Below are 21,035 nucleotides of genomic sequence, written 5' to 3' on the forward strand. Positions count from 1 at the left end.
CGAGCCAATCCAGTGCTTACGAAGAGCGCGTCCATCGCCGATGTGATCGCCGCGCCGCCGTATGCCAGGCGACCGCGTATGCAGGCGACCGCGTATGCAGGCGATCGCGTATGCAGGCGACCGTGAGGCTCGCGCTCTCCCGGCGAGCGCTCGTCGCTCTGCCGGCCGGCCAGCGGCGCGCGCTCGCGCCGCCCCTCAGCCCAGGAGCCCCCGCTCGCCCAGCCACAGCGTCGCGCCGGCTCGGCTGTAGATGCCGAGCTTGTCGTAGGCGTGGGCGATGTGATGCTGCACGGTCTTCTGGGAGATGTGAAGGACGACGGCGATCTCGCGGTTGGTCTTGCCGACCCCGACGAGCCGCAGCACCTCCAGCTCGCGCTCCGTGAGCGCCCTTCGTGACCGGACGAGCCGAGCGCACCCGCCGCTGGCGCGCTCTCCGCTCGGAGGAGCGCTCGGAACGGGATCGGTGGCGAGCAGGTAGTTGTACGTCGTCCCGCGCCCCCCGGCGAGGCGATGGGTCCAGATCGGGTTGGCGCAATAGAGCTCCAGCATCTCCTTCGTGTACCCGATCACGAAGTGCTCGAAATACGGGTGCCAGGCCGGGAGGTCGTGAACTCGAAATTCGACGCCGGCGTCCCGCAGCGCCGCTTCGGAGCGGCTGTCGGTCTCGGAAAAATAACGATGCCAGAGGGTGGGAATCGCCGTGACAAGCGAGGAGATCCCCGGATCTCGGACGAAGCGCTTCAGCGGGCCATCGACGAGCGCCCAGCGCGCCGACTCGGCCCCGAGCTCGAAGAGAGCGTCCTTGCGGTCCGGATAGAAGCGCCGCACGAGCTCGTCGTGGAACGTGAGGAACTCGGGCAGCGGAACCAGGCTGCTGGCCGTGATCGGCTGCCTGAACCACGGGTGGCTCAGCGCCATGTCACGAAAGAGGCCTCGCCACGCTTCCGAGCCGAATCTCCGGCTCACCAAGGTTTTCCGCGTCAGGATTGTGGTTCCGCTGACCTTCATGGGAAGCTCGTTGATGCCTCCCGCTGGACGACGAAGCCGCTCGGGAGGCAGGCTCCCAAAGTATCACTCGCCACGTCGAACGATCAAGGCGTCGGCCACCAACGCGCGAGTTCGCGTGTCACGCCGCAGCTACGATCACGCGGTATTCGCACACCAGCAGCAGATTCTTCTGATGGCGCTGCAGGCCGACAGATCGCGCTGTGGATGCATAGCGTCATTGCATCCACGGCGGGTCGTATCTCGATGTCAGCGGGGTCGCTCGAACGTGGAGGCGGGTGTGGGCAGGACGGCGACGATCGAGGGACGCCGTGCACGGGAATGGGGGGACGCGCCGCGTCGAGCACGCGGAGCGCGCGTCAGGAGGCGGTCACGGCATGACGTGCCGCTTCAGGACCGGCCAGCCGACCGCGGCGTTGCCGTAGTCGTGGCCCCCTCCCTGCTTCGTGCAGAGGGCCACTTCGACGCCGCCCTCGCAGTTCGAGAAGGTCGAGCAGCCCTTGCTGTCTTCGGCCGATGGCGAGCCCGTGCACTTGTTGATCTGGCCCCACTTCTCGAGGGTCGATTTCGCCCCGAGGAACGTGATGGGCATGCCGCTCACGACCGCGGAGTATCCACCGGCGTAAGGCACGATCGGATCCCCGGTGCTGCGGAACGAGATCACGGTGATCGGGCGCGATGGTTTGCAATCGCCGACGTTCTCCTGCAGGAGATCGAAGGCGGCGGGCGCCACGGCGGCGAACGTATCGGCCGCGTGGCAAGCGAGGTAGTGGGACATTCCACCTCCCATCGAGAAGCCGACCGCGTAGATGCGCTTCGGGTCGATGCAGGCGGTCTCCTGGATCTCGGCCACCATCGCCTTGACGAAGGCCACGTCGTCGGTGTTCTTCACGCAGCAGGGCCCCACGTTCCAGGCGCCGCCCGAGGGGCCGGCGAGCCCTGACGGGAAGGCCATGATCACGCCCTCCGGGTCGGTCTGCGCCGGATACGGCGAGCCCGATCGCTCCGACGGGCCAGAGCCGCCGAGGGGGTGGAGGTCCACCACGAGAGGCACCGGCTTGCTGCCGTCGTACGCGGCAGGGACATGCAGGACATAGCTGCGGTTCGAGCCGCCGACCGTGATCGTCTTGTTCGTGTCGCCGGCCCTCAGCGCGGTCGACGGGCAGGTGATGGGCTCGCCGCCTCCCGCGCCGCTCGTGCTGGTGGCGCCCCCCGCGCCGCTCGTGCTGCTGGCGCCGCCGCCCGCGCCGCTCGTGCTGGCGCCGCCACCCGCGCCGCTCGCGCTGGCGTCGCCACCCGCGCCGCTCGTGCTGGCGTCGCCACCCGCGCCGCTCGTGCTGGCGCCATCGCTGCCGGTGCTGGTGCCGCTGGCCGGGCCCGTCGACACGCTGCCGCTGCCCGAGGTGCTGCTCGTGCTGGCGCCGGCGGCGGGGCCGCCGCCGTCGCCACCGGCGCTGGTGGTCCCATCGCTGTCGCCACCGCAGCCCCAGAGGGAGATGCCGAGCGCTCCCAACACCAGAATCAGCTTCGGTAAACTCGTTCGTCCGTACGTCATTGGTCAGCACCTCTGTCCGGTGGGTTCAAGACCGCCATCCGGTGCTCGGGTCACGTCCTCGGAAGCGCGGGACAGCGCCGCCCTGTCTTCCCGGCTCACCGTCCGTCGTCACATCACCCGATGCACGTGGCTGTCATATCCGAGGTCGCTGGCTCGAGGCATGGGCATACTGGCCTATGCCTCGACGCCGCAGCCGCGCGCCGCCCCGGGAGCATCTCCAGGCGTTCCTGGAACGCGCAGAGCGCGCCGGTCCTCCCGGAAGGGCGCCGGAGGCCCGGGCACGGTCGATGATACGGCGACGTGTTCCGTGGAGATCGTGCCCATGGAGAGGGGCTGCGCGCGACGCCCCGCGACGCGCCGACAGCAGGCGGTGCTGGCGTTCATCGTGGCGTGCCTTGCCGCCGTCCTCCTCTCCCCGGTCCACCTGGCGCGGCGTGACCCGGGCGCCCTTGTCGTGTCCATCGAATTCGACGACACGCTGGCGGATCAGCTCTCCGTGCGATCCATCCTCGCCGAGCACGGGATGCATGCCACGTTCTTCGTGAACAGCGGTGTACTCGACCGCCCCGGCTACCTGACCGTCGCGCAGCTCCGCGCGCTCGCGTCCGACGGCCATGAGATCGGCGGCCACACCGTCAATCACGTGCGGTTGCCCGGGCTCAGCGCCAGCGAGCAGCGCCGGCAGATCTGCGATGATCGCCGCGCCCTCCTCGCGCTGGGCTTCGCCGTGAGCGACTTCGCCTACCCCTGGGGCGCTCACGACAGCGTCAGCACCGCGCTGGTGCGCGCCTGCGGTTACGACAGCGGAAGGCGCGCGGGAGGGCTCGCGTTCGCCTCCTGCATCTTGTGCCCACGGACGGAGTCCATCCCTCCCCGCGACCCGACCGCCACCCGCGCGCCCGGCTCCCTCACCCGCAGCCAGGGCGTCCCCACGATCAAGGCTCTCATCCGCGGCGCGCAGCAGGACGGCGGATGGATACAGCTCATCTTCCACCATGTCTGTGACGCCTGCGGTAAGTACAGCATCTCCAGACAGGACTTCTCCACCCTTGTGAACTGGCTCGCGGAGGAGCGCGACGCGGGCCGCGTCGTCGTCCTGACCGTGCGGCAGGTGATCCGCGGCGAGGTGCCTCGCTAGGCGGCCTGTGCGCGTTCCGCCATCCCTCCCCCGCGCGCATCGCCGACGCCAAGCGCCTGGGCCTGATCCGCACGACGTTCGACTTCGAGCCCTGGGTCGATCGCAGCTTCCTCGATCAAGTCCTGAGAGAGGAGAAGCTCGAAGGCTTCTGGAAGCCCCGCACGCTGCCCTGACGCAGCCAGGGGGCGACCGATCCCGACTACTTCGCGGCCTGCTCGTTCGCGCAGGGGTTGAGCTCGTTCGTGTAGACGCGGCTCAGGGAGATCTCGCCCGGCTTGAGCTCCCCGCTCTTGACCATCCAGTCGATCCAGACCTGGAAATCGCGCTCCGCGATCAGGCCGCCCTTGCCGGCGACGCCGTAGCTGCGCCAGAACTTGATGACCGAGTCCTCCTCGTTCCGACCGCGCTTCTTCATCAGCGCGATGCAGCGCGCCACCACCGTCTCGCGCGGCGTGTCCCGGGCCCATTCGATGGCCCTGGCCGTCGCCTCGACGAAGCGCCGCGCGGTCTTGGGGTTTTGCTTGATGAAGCTCGTCTTCATCACGTAGCTGCCCGCGGTGAACTTGCCGTAGAGCTCGTAGTCCGAGAACAGCGAGCGAATGCCGCCGCGCTCGAGGGCGCGATCGCGGTAGATGTCGCCGAGCGTCGCCACGTCGACCTGCTTCTCGCGGAGCAGCTGCTCGCCGTTCACCGGGGGAACGACGAGCAGCGTGACGCGCCGGGCCTCCTCCGGCGCGAGCTGGCCCCGCGACAGAAATTCCTTGACCATGAACTCGCTGTGAGCGCCGAGCGTGTTCATGGAGATCGTCTTGTCCAGCAGATCGCGCGCGGTGCGCAGCGGGCTGTCGTTCAGCACGTAGAAGCCGCTCTGGCGGTGCTCGTCGACACCGTAGTAGCCCGCGACGGCGAGGATGGGCGCCTTGGCCGCGATCAGCTTGATGATGGCGCCGTTGAAGGCGCCGCCGAAGTCGGTGTCGCCCGTGACCACGGCCTGCACGCTCTGCGGGCCGCTCACCGTGCTGCCGACGAAATTCAGGCGGATCGGCGCGAGGTAACCGAGATCCTCGGCGAGCTCGATCGGCGACACCGTGCCGTTGTTGCCCTGATAGCGGAGCTCGAGCGTCTCGAACTCGCCCTCCGGTCCGGCGGCGGAGGCACGCGGAGCGTCGTCGCGCGAGCAGCCCACCGCGCCGCACGACACCAGCAGGGCGAAAAGGTGGACGGCACGCAACGCGGCGCGGAGCAGGTCAGCAGGGAGGGGACGCGGAGCAGTCATATCCGTTATATTAGACGATCATCCGTTAGAATACAAGCCTCTCCTCTTGCCGAAGAACTGGCGCATGCGTCAGAACGCGTGGCCCTCGACGTGCCTGGCACAGGTCTTTCTTGAACGCCGTCTTGCATCAAACCGCGCGCCTTTCTCGGGATCTTTCCACGCGCGGCCATGGCACTCTTTGGCACAGGAGCGAATCCAATGACAGACCTTCGACCGACGTGGCTTCATCTCGGCCCCGTGTTCTCGCTCGCGATCGCCCTTTCCGGCGCGCTCGCGGGCTGCGGGCCGCTCGGCTGGACGACCTGTGAGTACGACGGCGTCGAGTACAGCCCCGGCGACGAATTTCGTGACAAGGAGGGGTGCAACAGCTGCTCCTGCACGGAGGACGGGAACGTCGCCTGCACCGATATGGCGTGCATCGCCGAGTGCACGTGGGGAGGGGTCACCCGCGCGCCGGGCGAGTCGTTCCCTGCCGGGGACGGGTGCAACAGCTGCTTCTGCATGGAGGACGGGAACGTCGCCTGCACGCTGATCGAGTGCACCGGCGGCTGCATCTACGACGGGCTCGCCTACTCGCCCGGTGAGTCCTTCCCGGCGTCCGACGGGTGCAACACCTGCACCTGCGATCCCTCGGGCTCCGGGAGCGTCGGCTGTACCAAGATCGCGTGTCACGGCTGTGAACGAGACGGCATCGGTTACGCGGCGGGGGCGCCGGTCCCACCGGACGACGGCTGCAACAGCTGCACATGCAACGCGGACGGCGAAATCGTGTGCACGGACGTGGCTTGCCCGGAGGGCTGCACGTATGGAGGCGTGGAGTACAAGCCGGGCGACAGCTTCCCTGCCTTCGACGGCTGCAACACCTGCACCTGCACCGCCGGCGGGGGCGTGGCCTGCACCGAGCGTTATTGCGGCTGCGACCCGTCGAGCGAGTGGTGGCGCCAGTACGTGAGCACCAGCCCGGAGGAGTGCACGCTCATCGACTTCGCCTGCACCGGAGGCCTGACCTACGTCTCCAACGAGTGCGGCTGCGGCTGCGAGCAGGACCCGAGCTGCCCGCCCTCGTTCAACTGCATGCCACCTCAGGCGTGCGACGTGGACGAGATCAAGAAGCGCTGCCCGTACTCCACGATCGCATTCTGAGCGGATACGTCGCGCTCGCCCCGCGAGGACCCGCGCGTCTCCTTCCAGTAACGCTCGCGCTTCGCGCCGATCTTCGGCCCGATCCCGCGGGCGCGCCCCCGCGCGGGGTGATCCTGCGGCCCGTGCCCGAGCTGGGCACCGTGTGTTACCGGCGCGTCACCCGCCGCGGCGCCGAGCTGCCTCCGGCGGCCGAACGGCTGGCGGCGCGGATCGTGGAGATCGGCAAGGGCGCCGCGCGGGCAGGGTGATGGCCTGTCGGGCGTGGAGCGGGCTACGACCGCTCCACGGCGCTCCGCAGCAGCGCCACGGCGGCCTCTCGCAGGATCGGCCCGTCCACGCGCACGGCGGGCGAGGCGTTCGCCAGCACCTCGTGGCAACGCACCGGCAGAGCTCGCCCGCCGAGCACCGCGATGATGTCCGGCGTGCTGGCAGCGTAGACGATGCGGCTCACCCCCGCCCAGAACAACGCCCCCGAGCACATGGCGCAAGGCTCCCCGCTGGCGTACACGGTGCCGCCCGCGAGCGCTTCCGGGCCGTGCGCCGCCGTCGCTTCGCGGATCAACACCACCTCGGCGTGAGCGGTGCAGTCGCCCCGCCCTGCGTTGGCCGTTCGCCGCTGGTTGCCGCTCACCTGGAGCACCTGGCCGCCTTGAACGAGCACGGCGCCGAACGGCATGTTGCCGGCGCGCAGGGCGTCGCTCGAGGCGTCCACGGCGAGCTGCATGAAGCCAGCGTCAAGGGGGTCGTCTGCTGGATGGGTCATGGTCAACCGACCTCGCCGTTCACCGAGCTCGAGCGCGAGATCACGCCTGCGGGCGCGCGGCGCACAGGCGTCACACGGAGACGGAGCTGACCGACCGGGCGTGCCATGCCGCCCATCATGAGGTCGAGCCATGCGCGCGGCCGGCGAAGCACCTCGATCCGGAAGTCGCGCAGGAGCACGGTGAGCGCGATTCCCAACATCGTGTAGGCGAGCGTCCGGCCAGGGCAGAGGTGATGGCCGAGCCCGAACGCGCCAAACCGCCGCTCCTTGACTGCGGGGCTCTGGAAGGCGTCCGTCTTCATATCGCAATACCGATCGGGCTCGTAACGAGACGGATCATGGTAGAACGACGAATCGCCGTTGACGAGCCCCATCGACATCCCGATGAGGCTGCCGGCCGGGATCAGGTGGCCGCCCAGCTCCACCGGCCTCCGCGAGAGGCGCCAGAGGCCGCCGTTGCCATGGAGGCGCAGCGACTCGTTGATCGAGCGGAGCAGCACCGGCATGCGGCAGAGCGCGCCGAGATCGAGGGCTTGCCCATCCTGGAGGACGCGAGATTGCTCCTCGAGCACCGCGGCGAGCGCCCGCGGGTGCTCGAGCAGCTCCGACAGGCTCGCGGCGAGGCTCATGGCCGTGTTCGTGTGCGCGCCGAGCACCGCGCCCATCACGGCGAGCGCTGCATTGCGGAGCTGCTCGGGCGTCGCGGCCGTGGGCTCGTCCCCGAGGGAACTCTTGATCACCGCATGGAGATAACCTTCCGGGTCAGCGCTGCCCTCGGCCGCCACGCGCCGCACCTCGCTCATGAAGATCGAGAGGATGCGCTCCCGCGCCTGCTTGCGGCGCTTCGCCGAGGGCGTCTCGATGGGCAGGAAGAAGCCCGTGAGGTTCAGCTCGCTCTCGAGGATGTGGAACTGGCGCGCGAGCTCGTCGCACAGCGGCTCGGAGATGGTGTCGCCGCAGACGAACCGGCAAGCCATGTGCAGTACGAGGTCGTTGGCGAGCGCGAGCGCGTCGATCTCGCCGCCAGCGAGCCGCGCGCGCAGGAACCGCGCCGTGAAATCCGCGAGGGGGCCGCTCTGGCGACGCACGGACGCGCCGGAGAGCGCGCGGAGCACGTGGGGCTGGATCTCGACGAAGAGGTCTTCGCCGAGGATCCTGCCGGCGAGCCGCCGGTACGCGTCCACGAGGTTCAGCTCTTCACCCGCGTCGATGAAGCGCTGTGTGGCGTCCTTCCCGCCGACGAACGTGAGCGGCAGCCCGAACAGCGATAGGGTAAATACATCACCAAGCGCCTCATGGCCTGCGCGCTGGAGCTCGGTCGGGTCGGCCAGCAGCGCGATCGCCGTGCCGATGCCCGGCACGATCGCCCCCAGCCGCGGCGGCCCCGCCCCCTTGGACCGGGGCTCGGCACGGACGAGCGCCCGCACGATCTTCCGCCGGGTGCGGCCGGTGAGCGGCTGGAAAGCGCTGCTATCCACCTGCGATCGAGATGTATTTTGCATGGGATGGTGACTCCAATGTTCGATGGGAGCGAGCGTTACGACCACTGTCAAGAGAAGAGCCGAATGCCACGAGCCCTGCGGTGCGGCACGAGATGTGCCAACCTGTACTAACCCGAGATATGCCAACCAACGTGCAACGTGCCAACACTGAACTTTTGAGCGAGCTCGGTCGGGCGATTATGATAAGAGAAGATCCATGAGATCGCTCGAAGCGGCGCTGCGTGCCTGGAGCGCCTTCTTGCTGTTCACCATCACCCCCGCGAGCGGATCGCCTTCGGCCCGCGGCAGCTCTGCCGAGGACGGACGGAGCGATGCCAGCGGGGTTCGCGACGGCGCTCCCCGGACGCGCGAACCGAGCTTCGCCGATTGCCGTGGGGCGAACACCTATACGTTCAACACCGCATTGTCGGACACGCGCTGCGCGGGCCCCGGCCTCGTGGTCTTCGCAGATTCGGAAGTGGAGGCGCTGGGATGCGCCGCCGCGAGGGCCGCGCTCCAGGGGGTTCGGCTCGCCCCGGCGGGGGTGGCGCGAACGCACGCGATATGCGTCACCAGTCCCTTCGGGAGGTCGACCCAGCACGTCGTGGCGTACTCTCAGGATGACGCCAAGACGTGCGCGCGCTCCTATGTGTGCGCGGCACTCGGCAACTGCACCGCCGCGCCGAACGCGTGTCAGTGACGTCGCCTCGCTGGATCGCCGCGGCGGGAGCGAGCCTCCGGGGGAGAAGACACGAGGTCCGCTGCACGGCGGCCGAGGCGAAGAGGCGCATCGGTGGCCTGCGCTCGATGCTGACCGCCACCCCGAGGATGCCCGGGTGGCCTTCTCCGCTCCCCTCGCCTGCATGGCGTGAGCGGGTGCCGGGAGGCGCGCGGCAGCGGCATTTGACCGGACGCCTGTTCCCGCGCGCCTGGCGAGTCCGCTCGGCGGGGCCTTACCCGAGCGCGCGCTCGACGTTGCCGGAGACATTGCCGGCGCGGCGTGCGCGGATGGTCTTCGGGATCCGGCTCCTCGCGCACGTAGTCGACACCACCCGGTCGCCCGGACCGGCCCAGCTTGCTTGCAAGCTCTCGACTGTCGGAGCGTTCGTGCTACTAAGGCGCTCCCCATGAACGCCTCGGACGCGATCAAGGAGCGGGTGGACCGCTTTGTAAAGGACATCCTGAGCCTGGTCGAACGAGTTCAGGACGAGCACCGCGCCGCAGCGCACCGGACTGTGACGACGATGCTGGCCGATCTGGGACGGCCAGCGGCGAACGCCTCCTCGGAGCGCCGTCCGAAGCCCCGGAAGCAGCCCGCGCACGCCAAAAGGAGCGTGGCGAAGCCTACGAGGAGCGTGGCGAAGCCTACGAGGAGCGTGGCGAAGCCTACGAGGAGCGTGGCGAAGCCTACGAGGAGCGTGGCGAAGCCTACCAGGAGCGTGGCGAAGCAGGGCGCGCTCTCGGGAGCGTCAAGCTCCTCGACGACGGCACCGTCCACGAGGACGACCTCGGCACCGGCATCCGGCGCGGACCGAACCACGGCTGGCACGACGACCGCGACGGGAGCCTCCACGAGCGATCGGGAGGCTGTGGTGCTCGAAACCGTTCGAGCGCTCGTGCGAGGGACGGCGACGGAGATCGCCACGCGCAGCGGGCTACCGAACGGGAGCGTGTACGTCACGCTTCGCGCGCTCGTCGCTCGCGGCCGCGTCGCGAGAGCCGGGACAGCGAGGGGCGCCGAGTACAGCCTCGTCTCGTCCGGCGGGATCCGGCCCTTCAAGCGCGTGAAAGCTGCGAGGCCCACCAGCCCTGCGGAGATGGAACAGACCGCCGACGCCGCGCTCGCAGAGTAGAAGATTCCACTCACGCACGAGATCGTCGCGGCGCGTTGCAATCAGGTTGAGAGCCAGAGAGCATCAACATGAAGGCGGGATGGCAGGAAGAGAAGCTCACGAATTCTTCCTGACCTCCTCATGCCCTTCGGTCCGGAGTCGCACAGCGTTTTCGGCTCGGCACCCGCGAAGCTGAACCGGGTGAGCTCGTCGACGAGCGGCTCGTGGAAGAGCGAGCGGCTCGTGGAAGAGGAAGAGGAGCCGGAGGTCGTTCAACGCTCGCCCGACATCATGGTCGAGGTGGTCTCCCCTATCCCGCGGGACGCGCGACGCGACCGTGTCGAGAAGCTCCACGAGTACGCGTCTTTCGGGGTGCGCTGGTATTGGATCATCGACCCGCAGGAAAGGACGCTCGAGCCTCCTCGAGCCAGGAACCGATCGCTGCTACGTGCACGCGCGCTCGGCGGCCGACGGGATCGTGGGCAGTGTTCCCGGCCTGGAGGGACTCTCGCTCGATCTCGACGCGCTCTGGAGCGAGGTGGAGCTGCTCGCTCCTGAATCCGGAGAAGGAGCGCTCGGAGACCCGGAGGCCCAGTAGCGTTGCCGCACCTCGTGCGGCATCTACCTGAACCTCCAGCCGACGCTCGGCGCATCGCCAAGCTATTGGAATTATTAATGAATTGCGTCCCCAGCGGGGTACGCCCGGTGGTGCACGCGCCGGATCGCGCGGCCAGCCTGCAAGGTGTACGGCTTCCGGTGGCCCTGGGGGTGGTCGCGTGAGACGCCTCGATCGCCTCGTCGTCGCTGGGCCAGCGACGTCCGTCCTCGCACCGGGGGCTGGGAACCAACCCACCAGGCGAGCCCAGCTCAACCCACAAGGGCGTACGTCCTGCGGCCGCCTCGGGCGCCTGACGTCGACCATACGGGACGGTGCGGAGGCCTCGTACCCCGGACGCAGCGAAGGGCGCGATCGCGGCGGGCGCGATCGCGGCCGGATCACCCGGTGGCGTCGGGTCGGGGTGGTGTGGCGCGAGCGATGCGTCGCGTCAGATGCAGGGGTGCTGCGTCCGTGTTGGTGCGGCGGGCCTACAAGAACGGCCCCGGCGGCACTTGCCGCTCCTGATGGATCGGCTTCCACTTCCACGTGCGCCCAACGAGCCTTCCGCTCAGGAGCAACAGCACGGATACCAGCGGCGCCGCCACCAGGCGCAACAAAAGCACCAGCAGCGCCCGGAGCAGGAAGCGGGCGCGACCCATCCTTGGGGCGTAAAGGATGGCGCACGGCGCAGCGGCCGAGACCCTTCCGGCGACCCGCGCCTCGTAGCGGCCGGACCACGGCAGCAGAAGGAACCCTCGATGAAGAAGTCGGCTCGAAGACGTCACCCCACGGAGAAGCGGGTTGCTCGCGGCACGCGGCGCCGCCAGGGCGCGGACTTCATCATCGACAAGGAGATCGCCGCACTGATCCCGAGCCTCTCGCCGGAGGAGCTCGCTCAGCTCGAGCGCAGCATCCTGGCCGAGGGCTGCCGCGAGCCGCTCACCGTATGGGATGACGGGAGCAGGAAGGTCCTGCTCGATGGGCACAACCGCTGCCGCGTCTGCCGCCGCCACGGGGTGCCGTACACGATCAAGTTCATCAAGCTCGCGGACCGCCATGCAGCGATCCTGTGGGTCGCGGAGCACCAGCTCGGGCGGCGAAACCTCACGCCGAAGGCGTACGCTTTTCTGCGGGGGAAGCTGTACAACGACATGAAGCATCAGGGTTCCCGCAGCGACCGGACTTCTGGCCAGAGTGCCCAGAAGTCGACGACCGCGCAGCAGCTCGCGGCGCAGTACAAGGTCGACGAGAAGACGATCCGCAGGGACGGCCGCTTCGCCGCGCAGCTCGACGCGCTCGCCGACGCCGTCGGCGCGGACATCAAGGAGGAGGTGCTCACGCGCGGGGCGCGCGTCTCGCGCGCCGACGTTGCTCGCCTTCTCCAGCTCGACGAGCAGACCCGTCGTCGAGTCGTCGCACAGGTGAGGCAAGGAGCTCGTGCCTCCGCGCTGCTACGCGAGGCGAGGCCAGGCGTCGACGAGGACGTGCGCGGGGAGCCAGAGCGGACACGGCAAGGCGTCGATCGCGCTCAATGGAACGTCGCCGTCGAAGACACCCTGGAGCAGATCGCGCTCGTTGAGCGCGCCCTGCGCAACACGCCGCCCGGCAGCCTCTCTCAGGAGCTGATCGTCCGTACCAGCGCGTTGCTGAAGGCTCTCGAGGCAGCCCTCGCGACGCATCGCCGGACGGCGGTACCGGAGCAGCATCGACCGCATGCGGACATCACGGGCGCCGTCGAGGCCGTGATCGGGCTTCAGAAGATCCTGATCGCCGACGATGCACTGAAGATCCCCGGGTTGGGGCTCGAGGAGCTTCGCGAGGGCGAGGCGCTCGTCGAGCCTCTCGCGGACATGGCGAGGGCGATGGCCCGGCTCTCTCGTCCGCATCACGGGCAGCGCCGGAGCACTCCTCGACGGCCGGTGACCTTCCCGAACTTCGTGAAGGAGTTACAACCCATTTTGCCCCCGAACAGTGCGCTCGCCCGAGAGCACGGGGACGTGCTGCGCGCCTTCGAGGTGTTCGATCTCGCAGGTAGGTACCTGTGCAAGATCGAGCCAGCTCTCGAGCACGTGTACAACGAGTGCGCGACGAAGCGTTCCAACAACCCATCGAGCGCTGCCATCTGCGACGCGATCGATCGGTTCGTCGAGCACCGCGGCTACGCCATCACCGCCGGCCAGTACACGTTTCTTCACCATCTCGAGGCGCGAGGTGTGCCCTCGGCGTTCTTCCGCGACGCAGAGGCCGCGTTCGTGCGAGAGGTCATGGAAGGAATGCAGCGTACAAACCTCGCCTTTTTCGACGAGATCTTGAAGCGTTCGCCGAGCCTGACCCAGTATGCGCCGGCCGCGAGCAGCTCCATCAAGTTGCCCCTCACCGAGCCGCTCGACGAACCAGGATTCAAGGAGCTGTGCGAGCATTTGAGGGACTGCGTCGCGTGCATGGAGAACGGCTGCGAGCTTCTCGCCGAGATATACCGCGGGAAGCCCGTGCCGCTCAGCATTCAGGATGTCTCGCAAACGACCAGCGAGATGGCGCTGCGGTGCCGGCCGATGATTGACGGCACGTTCACCCATGCCGACCACTTGCGCGCCTGGGGCGTCGATCCGTCGACGCATGCTGCCAACCGGGCGACGCCGGTGAGCAACAAGGGCCGGGCTGCGCAGAGCACCGAGCCGCCCCTGCGACCTCCCGCGCGACAGCAGGCGGCGCAGCAGCGGCCAGAGGCACCACGCTCCAGGGAACACACGCACACCGGACCGCTGAAGCTGCTCCCCGCCGCTGCGCAGAAAGAGTTCGGCGTGATGCTCGGTCGCTACGTGGTGCATCGTCTGCGGGAGCGGGTTGAACAAGAGATCCGGAAGACGGACTGGTCGGAGGACGTGCAGGAAGCCGCGCTCCAACTGTTCTGGGCCATGGCAGGCAAGTCAGCGCCGCCTTCACCCGACCGCGTCGAATTGCCCGGTCCGTGCTCGCCGCGCGGGCCACGAGGTCCCCACGTGGGCGTGTCACCGTAGGTCGCCTCCCGCGCCCACGAAGCGCTCCCGCCGGGCGGCCTGCTCCTGATCTGCGAAGAGCTCCGGACCCCCGGGCGCCTCGCCGCGCAGTTTTTCTGGTCCTACTTCCTGATCGGCATCGACGGCTGCGTGAGCCGCCTGCGCGAGGCCTCGTTCTACCTCGACGCGCTCGTGGAGATCGGCTTCGAGCCCCCCGAGATCCTGCCCGGCCCCTTCGAGCTCATCGTCGTGCGCAAGCGCTGAATCCCCGCGTCAACGGCGCGCCCGCGGCACGCCGGCGCCCATCCTGAGATCGCGGACCTGCGCGAGCGCCGCTCACGCGTAGCGGCGCCCGAAGTCCACCTCGACTTTGGGCAGGTAGCACGAGAGCATCGAGGGATGAGCCGTCGCCTCCGGACCGCGCTCGTCCTCGCCGCGCTGGTCGCCGTCCCCTTCTTCTGGTGGCGCTTCGACCTGCTGTGGTGGGTGCGCCGCGATCACCCCGTGGGCGTCGACGTCTCGCACCATCAAGGCCCCATCGACTGGCCCCGCGTGCGCGCCGCGGGCGCCGCCTTCGCCTTCCTCAAGGCTACCGAGGGCGGCGATTTCGTCGACCCTCGCTTCGCGGAGAACTGGCGCGGGACGGGGCGCGCCGGCCTGCTGCGGGGCGCCTATCACTTCTTCACCTTCTGCCGCCCGGGCCGCGATCAGGCCGCGAACTTCGTCGCCTACGTCCCCCGGGATCCCTCCGCGCTGCCGCCCGTGATCGATCTCGAGATGGGCGGCAACTGCGCCGCGCGCCCGGCGCCGGATCGGCTGAAGGCCGAGCTCGACGACTTCCTCCGTGTCGTCGAGCCCCACTGCGGAAAGCCGGCGATCCTCTACATGACCGAGGAGTTCCACGCGCGGTATGGCGCCCTCGCCGAGGGCCGCGCCCTCTTCCTCCGCGAGCTCTTCTTCACGCCGCGCTGGCCCGAAGGGCGCGCGTGGCTCTTCTGGCAGTTCCACGACGGCGGTCACGTCGACGGCATCGACGGCCCGGTCGATCTCGACGCCTTCGCCGGCCCGGCCGATGATCTGCACGCGCTCGCACGTCCGGTGGAATAAGCACAACGCGGACGCCCGGGCGAGAAGCGCCCGGGCGTCGGTGGCCAGCGGCGGATCGCCGCATGGGCAGGGCGCCGATCAGGCCACCTCGTCCTCCGCGACCACCTGCACCGCATCCCCCACCCGCGCTCGCCCCCCGCGCAGCACGCGCGCCGTGATCCCGCCGTGCCCGCGCATCGCCTGGAATCCGCCCTCGCCGAGCGCCTCATCCATCTTCGAGCACGGCTCGCACGGCCCGGTTCCCTCGAGGACCACCTCATCGCCAATCGCGAAGCGGAGCCCCTTCAACGCAAAGAGGTTGATCCCCGCGAGCACGAGGTTCCGCCGGACGAGCTCGGGCGTGACCGCGTCGCGCCTGACGAGCGACGCGACGACTGGCAGGTGCTCGTGCTGGACCAGCGTGACCTGCCGCTTGCCGCCCACCCCGCCCGAGCTGGCCGCGCGATCGCCCGCGACGCCGCGCCCTTCGATGAGCTCGCCTTCGGGGAGCACGATCATCGGCGCGCCGTGCGCGGGGCGGACGCCGATCCAGACCAGGCGGCCCGTCTGCGGCACGTGAGCGAGCCGCTCGCGCAGGGTCATCGACGACGTGTCCTTCCGCGCCATGGGCGGGAGCATGGCACACGCGGTCCGAGCGAGCGGCTTGGGCCGGCTCGCTAGCCCGACATCTGACGCCTGAGCTTGCGCAGCGCATGCAGGCATTTCCGGCATTCGTCGCCAGGGCGAGGAGCCCACGCGATCGTCACGTCGCAGATGCCCCCGCATGCAGCCTGCGCGAGAAGTCGCTGGCCGTCCCGCGACGGGAACAAGGTGGCGTCGCTCGCCTCGAACCAGTGGGTCGCGCCGACCGAGAACCAGCCCTGCCCAAAGCTCATGCGAGGCGGCAGGGGGTCCCGCGCTTCCGGGAGCTGACAGCGATCTCCGTAGAGACGAAGGCACTCGGGGCAAATGGCGTCGCCGTGCCGTTCGTATGCCGGGCAGGCCCAGGACGGGCGGCGACTCATCGAGACGGCTTCCGGCCGCAGACCACGATGTGCACGACGCCAATCGTGGTGGTTCGCCTGAGCCAGGTCAACAAAGAGGCGATCTTCCCACAATGCCGATCCCAACGGGTTCGCGATCTGCGCCGGCTTGGCGGCCGACGTCGTGACGACGTGCCCGCTCGAGCGCATCGCTGCAGGCGTCAGGCGGTGAGGGCGCGACTACGGCACCTCGCGGAGCTCGATCGCGCGCCCGTCCGGATCCTCGACCAAGACGCGGCGGCCCCAGATGTCCCTCGTCGGACCGGAGAGCACCGGCGTCGACCATCGAGCCAGAGCCGACAAGACATGATCGATCGATGCCACGCGGAAGCCGAGCAGGGTGGCGCCCACCTGCATGCGCTCCGGCGCCGAGCCAGGTTGACCCGGGTAGATCTCCAGGATCATCCCACCCAGGTTGCAGGAGAAGTGCGTCGGTCCGCTGCCGTGCTTCTCCTCGACGAAGTCGAGACCCAGGGCGCAGTAGAGTGAGAGCGTCCGCGCGACATCGGAGGTACGGATCACAAGGAGCCCCAGGGAGACGCCTGCAGCCGGCATGTTCATGGCGGGCCTTCAAAGTAAGACGGCGCCGGCCATCGCACCAGGACGGCGGGGACGATGTCGAATCGGTCGGCGAAGCGCTCCGGATGGATCGCCGTCGCTGCGATCTCGGTGCTGTCCACGAGCCGAGGCCTGGCCGGTTAAAGAAGGCGTTGCCATCGGCGACGTCAACCCGACCGCGCGCACGTCGGCGAAGGAAACCGCGCAGACCTCGCACAAGTTCTGCGTGATGATGAGATCCGGCCGGAGCTCGCGCAGGCGCTCCTCGTCGACGTGGTAGACGCTGAGCCCGTCCGCGACCAGGGCGCGCACCCGCCGATCGATCTCGGCGGACGTCGCCTGCGGGTTGACCCTCGGGCTCGTGAGCACCGGCCGGCCCGACACCTCGGGCGGGAAGTCCCACTCGTGGCTGACGCCGACCACGCGGTCACCGAGGCCGAGGGCGAAGCAGATCTCCGTCGAGCTGGGGAGTAAGGAGACGATACGCTGGGGCGGGAACATCACGGGCCGACCGTGAGAATAGGTCTCCCGCGCACCCAGGGAAGCCGTACGCTGCCGGCCATGGCGCCCACCGGCTCCACGACGACGCTCTACCGCCCGGTCAGCCAGGCCGAGTTCGACCTCATCGCGGCGTCCGGCTGCCGCCGCTTCCCGCCGCGCCTGCCCGAGCAGCCCATCTTCTACCCGGTCTGCAACGAGGAGTACGCCACGCAGATCGCGAGCCGGTGGAACACTGCCGAGGGCAAGGTCGGCTACGTGACGCGATTCGCCGTGCGCAGGGACTTCCTGGCGAACTACGATGTGCACATCGCCGGGTCGCGCGTCCACGCGGAGTACTGGACTCGGCCGAGGATCTGGAGGGGTTCAACGACGCGATCGTGGGCACGATCGAGGTGATCGGCGAGCATCGGGCCGATGGGCAGGGCGCAAGATAAGGAGGCGGCCGTGGAAGGAGCGTCACTCACCTCGCCGACATCGCCATGCCGTGCAAACCGCACGGAGCGGTACGGATGGCTCGTCCGCGGGCAGGACACGCGCGATCCGTGCTCCCGGCCGTGAATGTCGTACGTTCTGGAGGCAGCTCACCCGGCAAGAAACGTCTTGAACACCTGCGCCACCAGGTCGCAGAACTCCTGCGTCTTCCCCGCCGCGGCCATCTCCTGCACCGCGCTGGCTTCCAGGAGGGTCGCGCCCGGGCCGTCGTTGAATGTCCGCGCGCTGCCACGAGCGAGAGAGCACAGCGCCTGCCAGCGCGCCTCGTCGCTGGTGGTCGGTCCGTACGCTGCGAATACCACGTCACCGTTGGGCATCGCGGTCACCCAGAGATCGTCCGTCTCCCCATTCTTACGCTTGACGCACAGGTAACGGCCATCCTCCCACTCCTCGAGCTTTTGCTCCTTCGGGTCCCATTCCCACTTCCCCTTCACTTCGAGCTCGTCCCGCCGCGTTGCCCGCACCTCGAGCAACCGCGCCCGCGCCCATCGGTACGGGTCGGTGGAGCGACGCACGAGAGCAATATCGTCCGTCATGCGCTGGGCCGCCTGGCAGTAGGTGACGACGTTCGCCACGAGGCGATGGACGAGATCCGTCGCGCCGAGCTCTACCGGGACGAAGCGCAGGTAAACAACGTCCGGCTCAGAGGACATCCGAACTTTCGCCGGATCGTACACCTCGCCCGGCAGGCTCGCGGCAGCGTCGCGCAGCGGGTCGAGGAGAGAGAGGGCGCCGAGTTCGCGAGGAATCGTCGCGCCGGCATCGAGCCAGAGCCACACGCAACAGGAGCCGGGCACACCGCGGCTCGCTCCCGGATACACCTGCACGACGAGCCCCCCGAGCTCACCGAGATCTTTCGGCCTCCACTCGGCGATCGGCTCAACCAGTGAGTCTAGCTCCTTGTCCGCCCAGATCGTGAGCTCGAACGCGCCGCTGGAGAGCGCCTCCACCCGCTCGGCAACGTCCGCCAGTGTCTGCTTGAGAAACTGGACGTAATCGTGCTGCGTCGCCTCAAGCACGTCGAGATCGCGGTCGTAGGCCGCGAGTGCCTCGTTCCATACAAGCTTCTTCCCCATTAGCCCCTCCATGGAGCTTCGGCCTCGCCGAGCCCTTCAAGAATCTCCTGAGCCTCGCGCGCGTCGCGGCTTCGGAATCGGCCGCCTCCGCCAACGCGAGCGAGCAGCGCCTTCGCCGCGCGCAGATGATTGGCGCGCCCGCTCGGATGGATCTCCTCCGCGACGAGCAGGCACAGCGCCCGTCCCCACGCAGTCATGCCCTCGGCTTGGGCCGCCGAGGACACCCACCGCGCGAGATCGCGGTGCACTACCATCCCCGTCCAGTTCGGTGGAACTTCACGATCATGGGGCGCAGCCAAGAACGAGCACGCTTCGACAGCGCCACGCGTCTTGGCCAGGCGCTGCAAGGCCTCGTGGTACTCCTCGTACTGCCTGGAGCCCTCGCCGCTGGACACCTTGTTCTCGATCAAGAGGAGCGCCCGCGGGGAAAGGACGAGCAAATCCGGCTCGCGCGACGATCCCGCGCCTTCCGGCCACCGCATCTCGCTGCGCACCGTGATCTGGCTCTTGAAGTCGGCCAGATCTGCTTCGAGTTCCTTACACCCCAGCCCGCGCGCGATCGCGAGCAGCACCGCCCTGCCTGCGCCGTGGTCAGCATCGACGGAGACCAACCATGCGAGCGCGCGGTTGTGGTGCCGCTCGCTGCCATACAGACCCATGACGTCGAAGAGCGAGGGCACGAGGCCGGTCCTTTCCGCCCGCTGGACGGCCTCTTGCAGCGCATCGATCCACCGCTGCGGATCGATCGCGCGCTCACCGAGGCGGGCGACGGCGTGGATCCGACCCGCCGCCTCCTTCCGCTGCGCCGCCACGCGAGCCGCAGCCGCAACCACGCGAGCGATGGCCTCGGTAAATCGGTCGTTGTCCATGCGTGTCACCTGCGCTCCCTCCCCCGCTTACCTGGAAAACGAGTTGCTAAACAGAACGTTCCGCCGGGTCGCGCCTGTTGGCTGCGCCCCCGGCGGACGTCCGGGCACTGCCTCGCCTCTGCCGAGACGTGCCAGATATCCGGCACGGGGGTGACCAGCGACTGCTGGTCCGTGACAATCCCGCGAAGTCTTGGCGCTCCTGGGCCCTTGGGGCCACCGATCGGGCGATCGTCGGCGAGGGCGACGGCGGCCGGGCACTTCTCGGCGGCGGCGCTGACCTACGCCCCGGCGACCGACGAGGTCTCGCCGATTCGCGCCACCTGCTGCCCGTGCACCCGAGGGTTGGCCGGTCCAGATTCACGCGGTTTCCGAGGAGCGTCGACAACAGAGCCATGGTTATTCCTTCGCCCCTTTCGCGGGTGTGGGTGTTGAAGCAGAGCTTTGCAGCACATCGCCGCCAAATACCTCCGTGGTCCTCGTGATACGGAGCGCGGACGTGCCCTCTTCGCGCCTGGCGTTGACGAGGCGGAGCCGCCGGCCCGTCGCCAGGGACCCCTGCACGGGCAACACGTCTGCATCGCAGACGACGGTGAGCTCCCGGCCGGCGCGGTCGCGCGCGATGAATCCCGTACGGCTCACCATGTTCTGGATCACCACCTCCAGGTCGATCCATTCGCTCTGGCGCTGGTCCTCACCGGACCCTCCGCTCCACTGCCAGTAGTCATCACAGAACTGCCGCACGCCGCAACCCGCACAGTGAGGCCCGAGGCTCGCTCCCGCCGGCTTTCGCGAGAGGCCCTCCTGGTACCGGCGGATCTTCTCCTCGAGCTCTTCCTCCACGCGGACGAGCTCTGCTTCCGTGACCGGCCATGCCTCGACACGCGCGCCGTAGCGGAGCTCGATGCCCGCAGCCAGATCGCCCGTGCTCCGCCACCACATCAGCGCGTAGAGGAGCAATTGCTCGCGGTACTCGGGCTGCGAGGCTCCGGTCTTGAAGTCGAGGATCACGGTCCGACCGTCGCGCCGCACGACCAGATCGATGAAACCCCGGATCGGGAGCCTCGGGTGGCGGATCTCCTCCTCGGACAAGAAGCCCTGCGCCTCCAGAAGCTGGAGGCGAGATCCGGCTTGCCGGATGGCCGCCTCGCGCTGCTGGGGGAGCGGCGCGAGCCTCGCGGCCTGCGCGGAGATGCTCGTGTACTCCTGCCGGAAGGCCTGGGAGACCCTGTTGTAGACGTCCCGCGCGGTCGCCTGGAGCCGGAAACCGAGCGCGCGGGGGTTGCCCGCTGCGCGATCCTCGACCCCCTCGATCAGCCTGCGCGCCGTGCCGAGGATATCGAACTGCGCGATGGCCACCCGGAAGGCCTCCGTTCCGAGCTCTGGGTAGCCGGCGAGGGCCATCGTGCGGAACAGGCGGCTCAGCATCTCGTGCACGATGACCCCGAGCTCGGCGGGCTCGCTCGGCCGCTCCGGGCAGCGCGCCAGGTTGTCGTATCTCGAGCTCGCGAGCTGCCACTGCCGCAGGCACGCCCCCATCCGCTTCAAGCTCGAATAGCTGAATGTCTCCGGCGGGCCCGCCCACTCCGTCGGGCCCGTCAGGCGATAGAACGCCGGCGCCTCCAT

21 protein-coding genes and 2 pseudogenes are annotated in these 21,035 nt (G+C 68.8%); 11 read left to right on the forward strand and 12 right to left on the reverse strand.

The annotated features are described in order from the left end of the window. Positions 1 to 195 precede the first annotated feature (195 nt). Complete coding sequence (locus tag WMF44_RS22120) at positions 196 to 918, reverse strand: response regulator transcription factor (protein WP_437301087.1); 723 nt, start codon at positions 916 to 918, stop codon at positions 196 to 198. A gap of 457 nt (positions 919 to 1,375) precedes the next feature. After that, on the reverse strand, positions 1,376 to 2,521 hold the full coding sequence (locus tag WMF44_RS22125; RefSeq protein ID WP_437301088.1) for an alpha/beta hydrolase family esterase: 1,146 nt from the start codon (positions 2,519 to 2,521) through the stop codon (positions 1,376 to 1,378). A 361-nt stretch (positions 2,522 to 2,882) separates the two neighbouring features. Between WMF44_RS22125 and WMF44_RS22130 the strand changes: the two genes are divergently transcribed. Further along, positions 2,883 to 3,698, forward strand: coding sequence for a polysaccharide deacetylase family protein (locus WMF44_RS22130; protein ID WP_437301089.1), 816 nt, complete (start codon positions 2,883 to 2,885; stop codon positions 3,696 to 3,698). A gap of 199 nt (positions 3,699 to 3,897) precedes the next feature. Here the strand turns inward: WMF44_RS22130 and WMF44_RS22135 are convergent, their stop codons facing one another. Beyond that, complete coding sequence (locus tag WMF44_RS22135; RefSeq protein WP_437301090.1) at positions 3,898 to 4,974, reverse strand: ABC transporter substrate-binding protein; 1,077 nt, start codon at positions 4,972 to 4,974, stop codon at positions 3,898 to 3,900. A gap of 198 nt (positions 4,975 to 5,172) precedes the next feature. On the opposite strand from WMF44_RS22135, the gene WMF44_RS22140 reads away from it, so the two are divergent. Together WMF44_RS22140 and WMF44_RS22145 are read left to right on the forward strand one after the other, a co-directional pair. Further along, positions 5,173 to 6,117: a hypothetical protein gene (locus WMF44_RS22140; protein WP_437301091.1), complete on the forward strand. Its 945-nt coding sequence runs from the start codon at positions 5,173 to 5,175 to the stop codon at positions 6,115 to 6,117. A gap of 122 nt (positions 6,118 to 6,239) precedes the next feature. Next, positions 6,240 to 6,365, forward strand: a complete 126-nt coding sequence (locus tag WMF44_RS22145; protein ID WP_437301092.1) for a hypothetical protein — start codon at positions 6,240 to 6,242, stop codon at positions 6,363 to 6,365. A 23-nt stretch (positions 6,366 to 6,388) separates the two neighbouring features. Here the strand turns inward: WMF44_RS22145 and WMF44_RS22150 are convergent, their stop codons facing one another. Further along, positions 6,389 to 6,880, reverse strand: coding sequence for a nucleoside deaminase (locus WMF44_RS22150; RefSeq protein WP_437301093.1), 492 nt, complete (start codon positions 6,878 to 6,880; stop codon positions 6,389 to 6,391). Between the two features lie 2 nt (positions 6,881 to 6,882). Beyond that, complete coding sequence (locus WMF44_RS22155; protein ID WP_437301094.1) at positions 6,883 to 8,358, reverse strand: cytochrome P450; 1,476 nt, start codon at positions 8,356 to 8,358, stop codon at positions 6,883 to 6,885. A gap of 220 nt (positions 8,359 to 8,578) precedes the next feature. On the opposite strand from WMF44_RS22155, the gene WMF44_RS22160 reads away from it, so the two are divergent. The 7 genes and pseudogenes from WMF44_RS22160 to WMF44_RS22190 all read left to right on the forward strand — a co-directional run bounded on the left by WMF44_RS22160 (position 8,579) and on the right by WMF44_RS22190 (position 14,894). Beyond that, positions 8,579 to 9,061: a hypothetical protein gene (locus tag WMF44_RS22160; RefSeq protein WP_437301095.1), complete on the forward strand. Its 483-nt coding sequence runs from the start codon at positions 8,579 to 8,581 to the stop codon at positions 9,059 to 9,061. A 427-nt stretch (positions 9,062 to 9,488) separates the two neighbouring features. Then, positions 9,489 to 10,214 (forward strand): helix-turn-helix domain-containing protein, encoded by a 726-nt coding sequence (locus WMF44_RS22165; RefSeq protein ID WP_437301096.1) that lies wholly within the window; start codon positions 9,489 to 9,491, stop codon positions 10,212 to 10,214. Between the two features lie 270 nt (positions 10,215 to 10,484). After that, positions 10,485 to 10,565: pseudogene (locus WMF44_RS22170) on the forward strand (Uma2 family endonuclease); the annotation flags it as partial. Positions 10,566 to 10,641: 76 nt separating this feature from the next. Next, positions 10,642 to 10,791: a hypothetical protein gene (locus tag WMF44_RS22175; RefSeq protein ID WP_437301715.1), complete on the forward strand. Its 150-nt coding sequence runs from the start codon at positions 10,642 to 10,644 to the stop codon at positions 10,789 to 10,791. A 524-nt stretch (positions 10,792 to 11,315) separates the two neighbouring features. Continuing rightward, entirely contained in the window at positions 11,316 to 13,808 is a 2,493-nt protein-coding gene (locus WMF44_RS22180) for a hypothetical protein (protein WP_437301097.1), read from the forward strand. Continuing rightward, positions 13,809 to 14,051, forward strand: a pseudogene (locus tag WMF44_RS22185) (methyltransferase); the annotation flags it as partial. Positions 14,052 to 14,186: 135 nt separating this feature from the next. Continuing rightward, positions 14,187 to 14,894 (forward strand): glycoside hydrolase family 25 protein, encoded by a 708-nt coding sequence (locus WMF44_RS22190; protein WP_437301098.1) that lies wholly within the window; start codon positions 14,187 to 14,189, stop codon positions 14,892 to 14,894. Between the two features lie 78 nt (positions 14,895 to 14,972). On the opposite strand, the gene WMF44_RS22195 is transcribed toward WMF44_RS22190, so the two are convergent. Genes WMF44_RS22195 through WMF44_RS22210 form a run of 4 tightly spaced genes read right to left on the reverse strand, consistent with a single transcriptional unit; the run spans position 14,973 to position 16,978 of the window. Further along, positions 14,973 to 15,500 carry an MOSC domain-containing protein gene (locus tag WMF44_RS22195; RefSeq protein WP_437301099.1) on the reverse strand — a complete coding sequence of 176 codons (528 nt, stop codon included), beginning with the start codon at positions 15,498 to 15,500 and terminating at the stop codon, positions 14,973 to 14,975. Between the two features lie 50 nt (positions 15,501 to 15,550). Beyond that, positions 15,551 to 16,066 (reverse strand): hypothetical protein, encoded by a 516-nt coding sequence (locus WMF44_RS22200; RefSeq protein WP_437301100.1) that lies wholly within the window; start codon positions 16,064 to 16,066, stop codon positions 15,551 to 15,553. A 30-nt stretch (positions 16,067 to 16,096) separates the two neighbouring features. Beyond that, positions 16,097 to 16,477: a VOC family protein gene (locus WMF44_RS22205; protein ID WP_437301101.1), complete on the reverse strand. Its 381-nt coding sequence runs from the start codon at positions 16,475 to 16,477 to the stop codon at positions 16,097 to 16,099. A gap of 9 nt (positions 16,478 to 16,486) precedes the next feature. Continuing rightward, positions 16,487 to 16,978: a hypothetical protein gene (locus tag WMF44_RS22210; RefSeq protein WP_437301102.1), complete on the reverse strand. Its 492-nt coding sequence runs from the start codon at positions 16,976 to 16,978 to the stop codon at positions 16,487 to 16,489. A gap of 57 nt (positions 16,979 to 17,035) precedes the next feature. Between WMF44_RS22210 and WMF44_RS22215 the strand changes: the two genes are divergently transcribed. After that, positions 17,036 to 17,371, forward strand: coding sequence for an ADP-ribosylation/crystallin J1 (locus WMF44_RS22215; RefSeq protein WP_437301103.1), 336 nt, complete (start codon positions 17,036 to 17,038; stop codon positions 17,369 to 17,371). 185 nt (positions 17,372 to 17,556) lie between these two features. Here the strand turns inward: WMF44_RS22215 and WMF44_RS22220 are convergent, their stop codons facing one another. The 3 genes from WMF44_RS22220 to WMF44_RS22230 form a co-directional block, all read right to left on the reverse strand. Continuing rightward, complete coding sequence (locus tag WMF44_RS22220; protein WP_437301104.1) at positions 17,557 to 18,543, reverse strand: hypothetical protein; 987 nt, start codon at positions 18,541 to 18,543, stop codon at positions 17,557 to 17,559. Further along, entirely contained in the window at positions 18,543 to 19,412 is an 870-nt protein-coding gene (locus tag WMF44_RS22225) for a PD-(D/E)XK nuclease family protein (protein WP_437301105.1), read from the reverse strand. The genes WMF44_RS22220 and WMF44_RS22225 overlap by 1 nt, the downstream gene beginning before the upstream one ends. Before the next feature lie 396 nt (positions 19,413 to 19,808). Further along, positions 19,809 to 21,035, reverse strand: a complete 1,227-nt coding sequence (locus tag WMF44_RS22230; RefSeq protein WP_437301106.1) for a PD-(D/E)XK nuclease family protein — start codon at positions 21,033 to 21,035, stop codon at positions 19,809 to 19,811.

This window comes from Sorangium sp. So ce426 (assembly GCF_051475585.1).
Taxonomy (GTDB): domain Bacteria; phylum Myxococcota_A; class Polyangia; order Polyangiales; family Polyangiaceae; genus Sorangium; species Sorangium cellulosum_B.

Bases quoted from the DNA above. Each gene is read 5' to 3' on its own strand.
- WMF44_RS22120 (WP_437301087.1), bottom strand. From the start codon at position 918: ATGGCGCTGAGCCACCCGTGGTTCAGGCAGCCGATCACGGCCAGCAGC.
- WMF44_RS22130 (WP_437301089.1), top strand. From the start codon at position 2,883: ATGGAGAGGGGCTGCGCGCGACGCCCCGCGACGCGCCGACAGCAGGCG.
- WMF44_RS22135 (WP_437301090.1), bottom strand. From the start codon at position 4,974: ATGACTGCTCCGCGTCCCCTCCCTGCTGACCTGCTCCGCGCCGCGTTG.
- WMF44_RS22140 (WP_437301091.1), top strand. From the start codon at position 5,173: ATGACAGACCTTCGACCGACGTGGCTTCATCTCGGCCCCGTGTTCTCG.
- WMF44_RS22150 (WP_437301093.1), bottom strand. From the start codon at position 6,880: ATGACCCATCCAGCAGACGACCCCCTTGACGCTGGCTTCATGCAGCTC.
- WMF44_RS22160 (WP_437301095.1), top strand. From the start codon at position 8,579: ATGAGATCGCTCGAAGCGGCGCTGCGTGCCTGGAGCGCCTTCTTGCTG.
- WMF44_RS22165 (WP_437301096.1), top strand. From the start codon at position 9,489: ATGAACGCCTCGGACGCGATCAAGGAGCGGGTGGACCGCTTTGTAAAG.
- WMF44_RS22180 (WP_437301097.1), top strand. From the start codon at position 11,316: ATGGATCGGCTTCCACTTCCACGTGCGCCCAACGAGCCTTCCGCTCAG.
- WMF44_RS22190 (WP_437301098.1), top strand. From the start codon at position 14,187: ATGAGCCGTCGCCTCCGGACCGCGCTCGTCCTCGCCGCGCTGGTCGCC.
- WMF44_RS22195 (WP_437301099.1), bottom strand. From the start codon at position 15,500: ATGGCGCGGAAGGACACGTCGTCGATGACCCTGCGCGAGCGGCTCGCT.
- WMF44_RS22200 (WP_437301100.1), bottom strand. From the start codon at position 16,066: ATGCGCTCGAGCGGGCACGTCGTCACGACGTCGGCCGCCAAGCCGGCG.
- WMF44_RS22205 (WP_437301101.1), bottom strand. From the start codon at position 16,477: ATGAACATGCCGGCTGCAGGCGTCTCCCTGGGGCTCCTTGTGATCCGT.
- WMF44_RS22215 (WP_437301103.1), top strand. From the start codon at position 17,036: ATGGCGCCCACCGGCTCCACGACGACGCTCTACCGCCCGGTCAGCCAG.
- WMF44_RS22220 (WP_437301104.1), bottom strand. From the start codon at position 18,543: ATGGGGAAGAAGCTTGTATGGAACGAGGCACTCGCGGCCTACGACCGC.
- WMF44_RS22225 (WP_437301105.1), bottom strand. From the start codon at position 19,412: ATGGACAACGACCGATTTACCGAGGCCATCGCTCGCGTGGTTGCGGCT.
- WMF44_RS22230 (WP_437301106.1), bottom strand. From the start codon at position 21,035: ATGGAGGCGCCGGCGTTCTATCGCCTGACGGGCCCGACGGAGTGGGCG.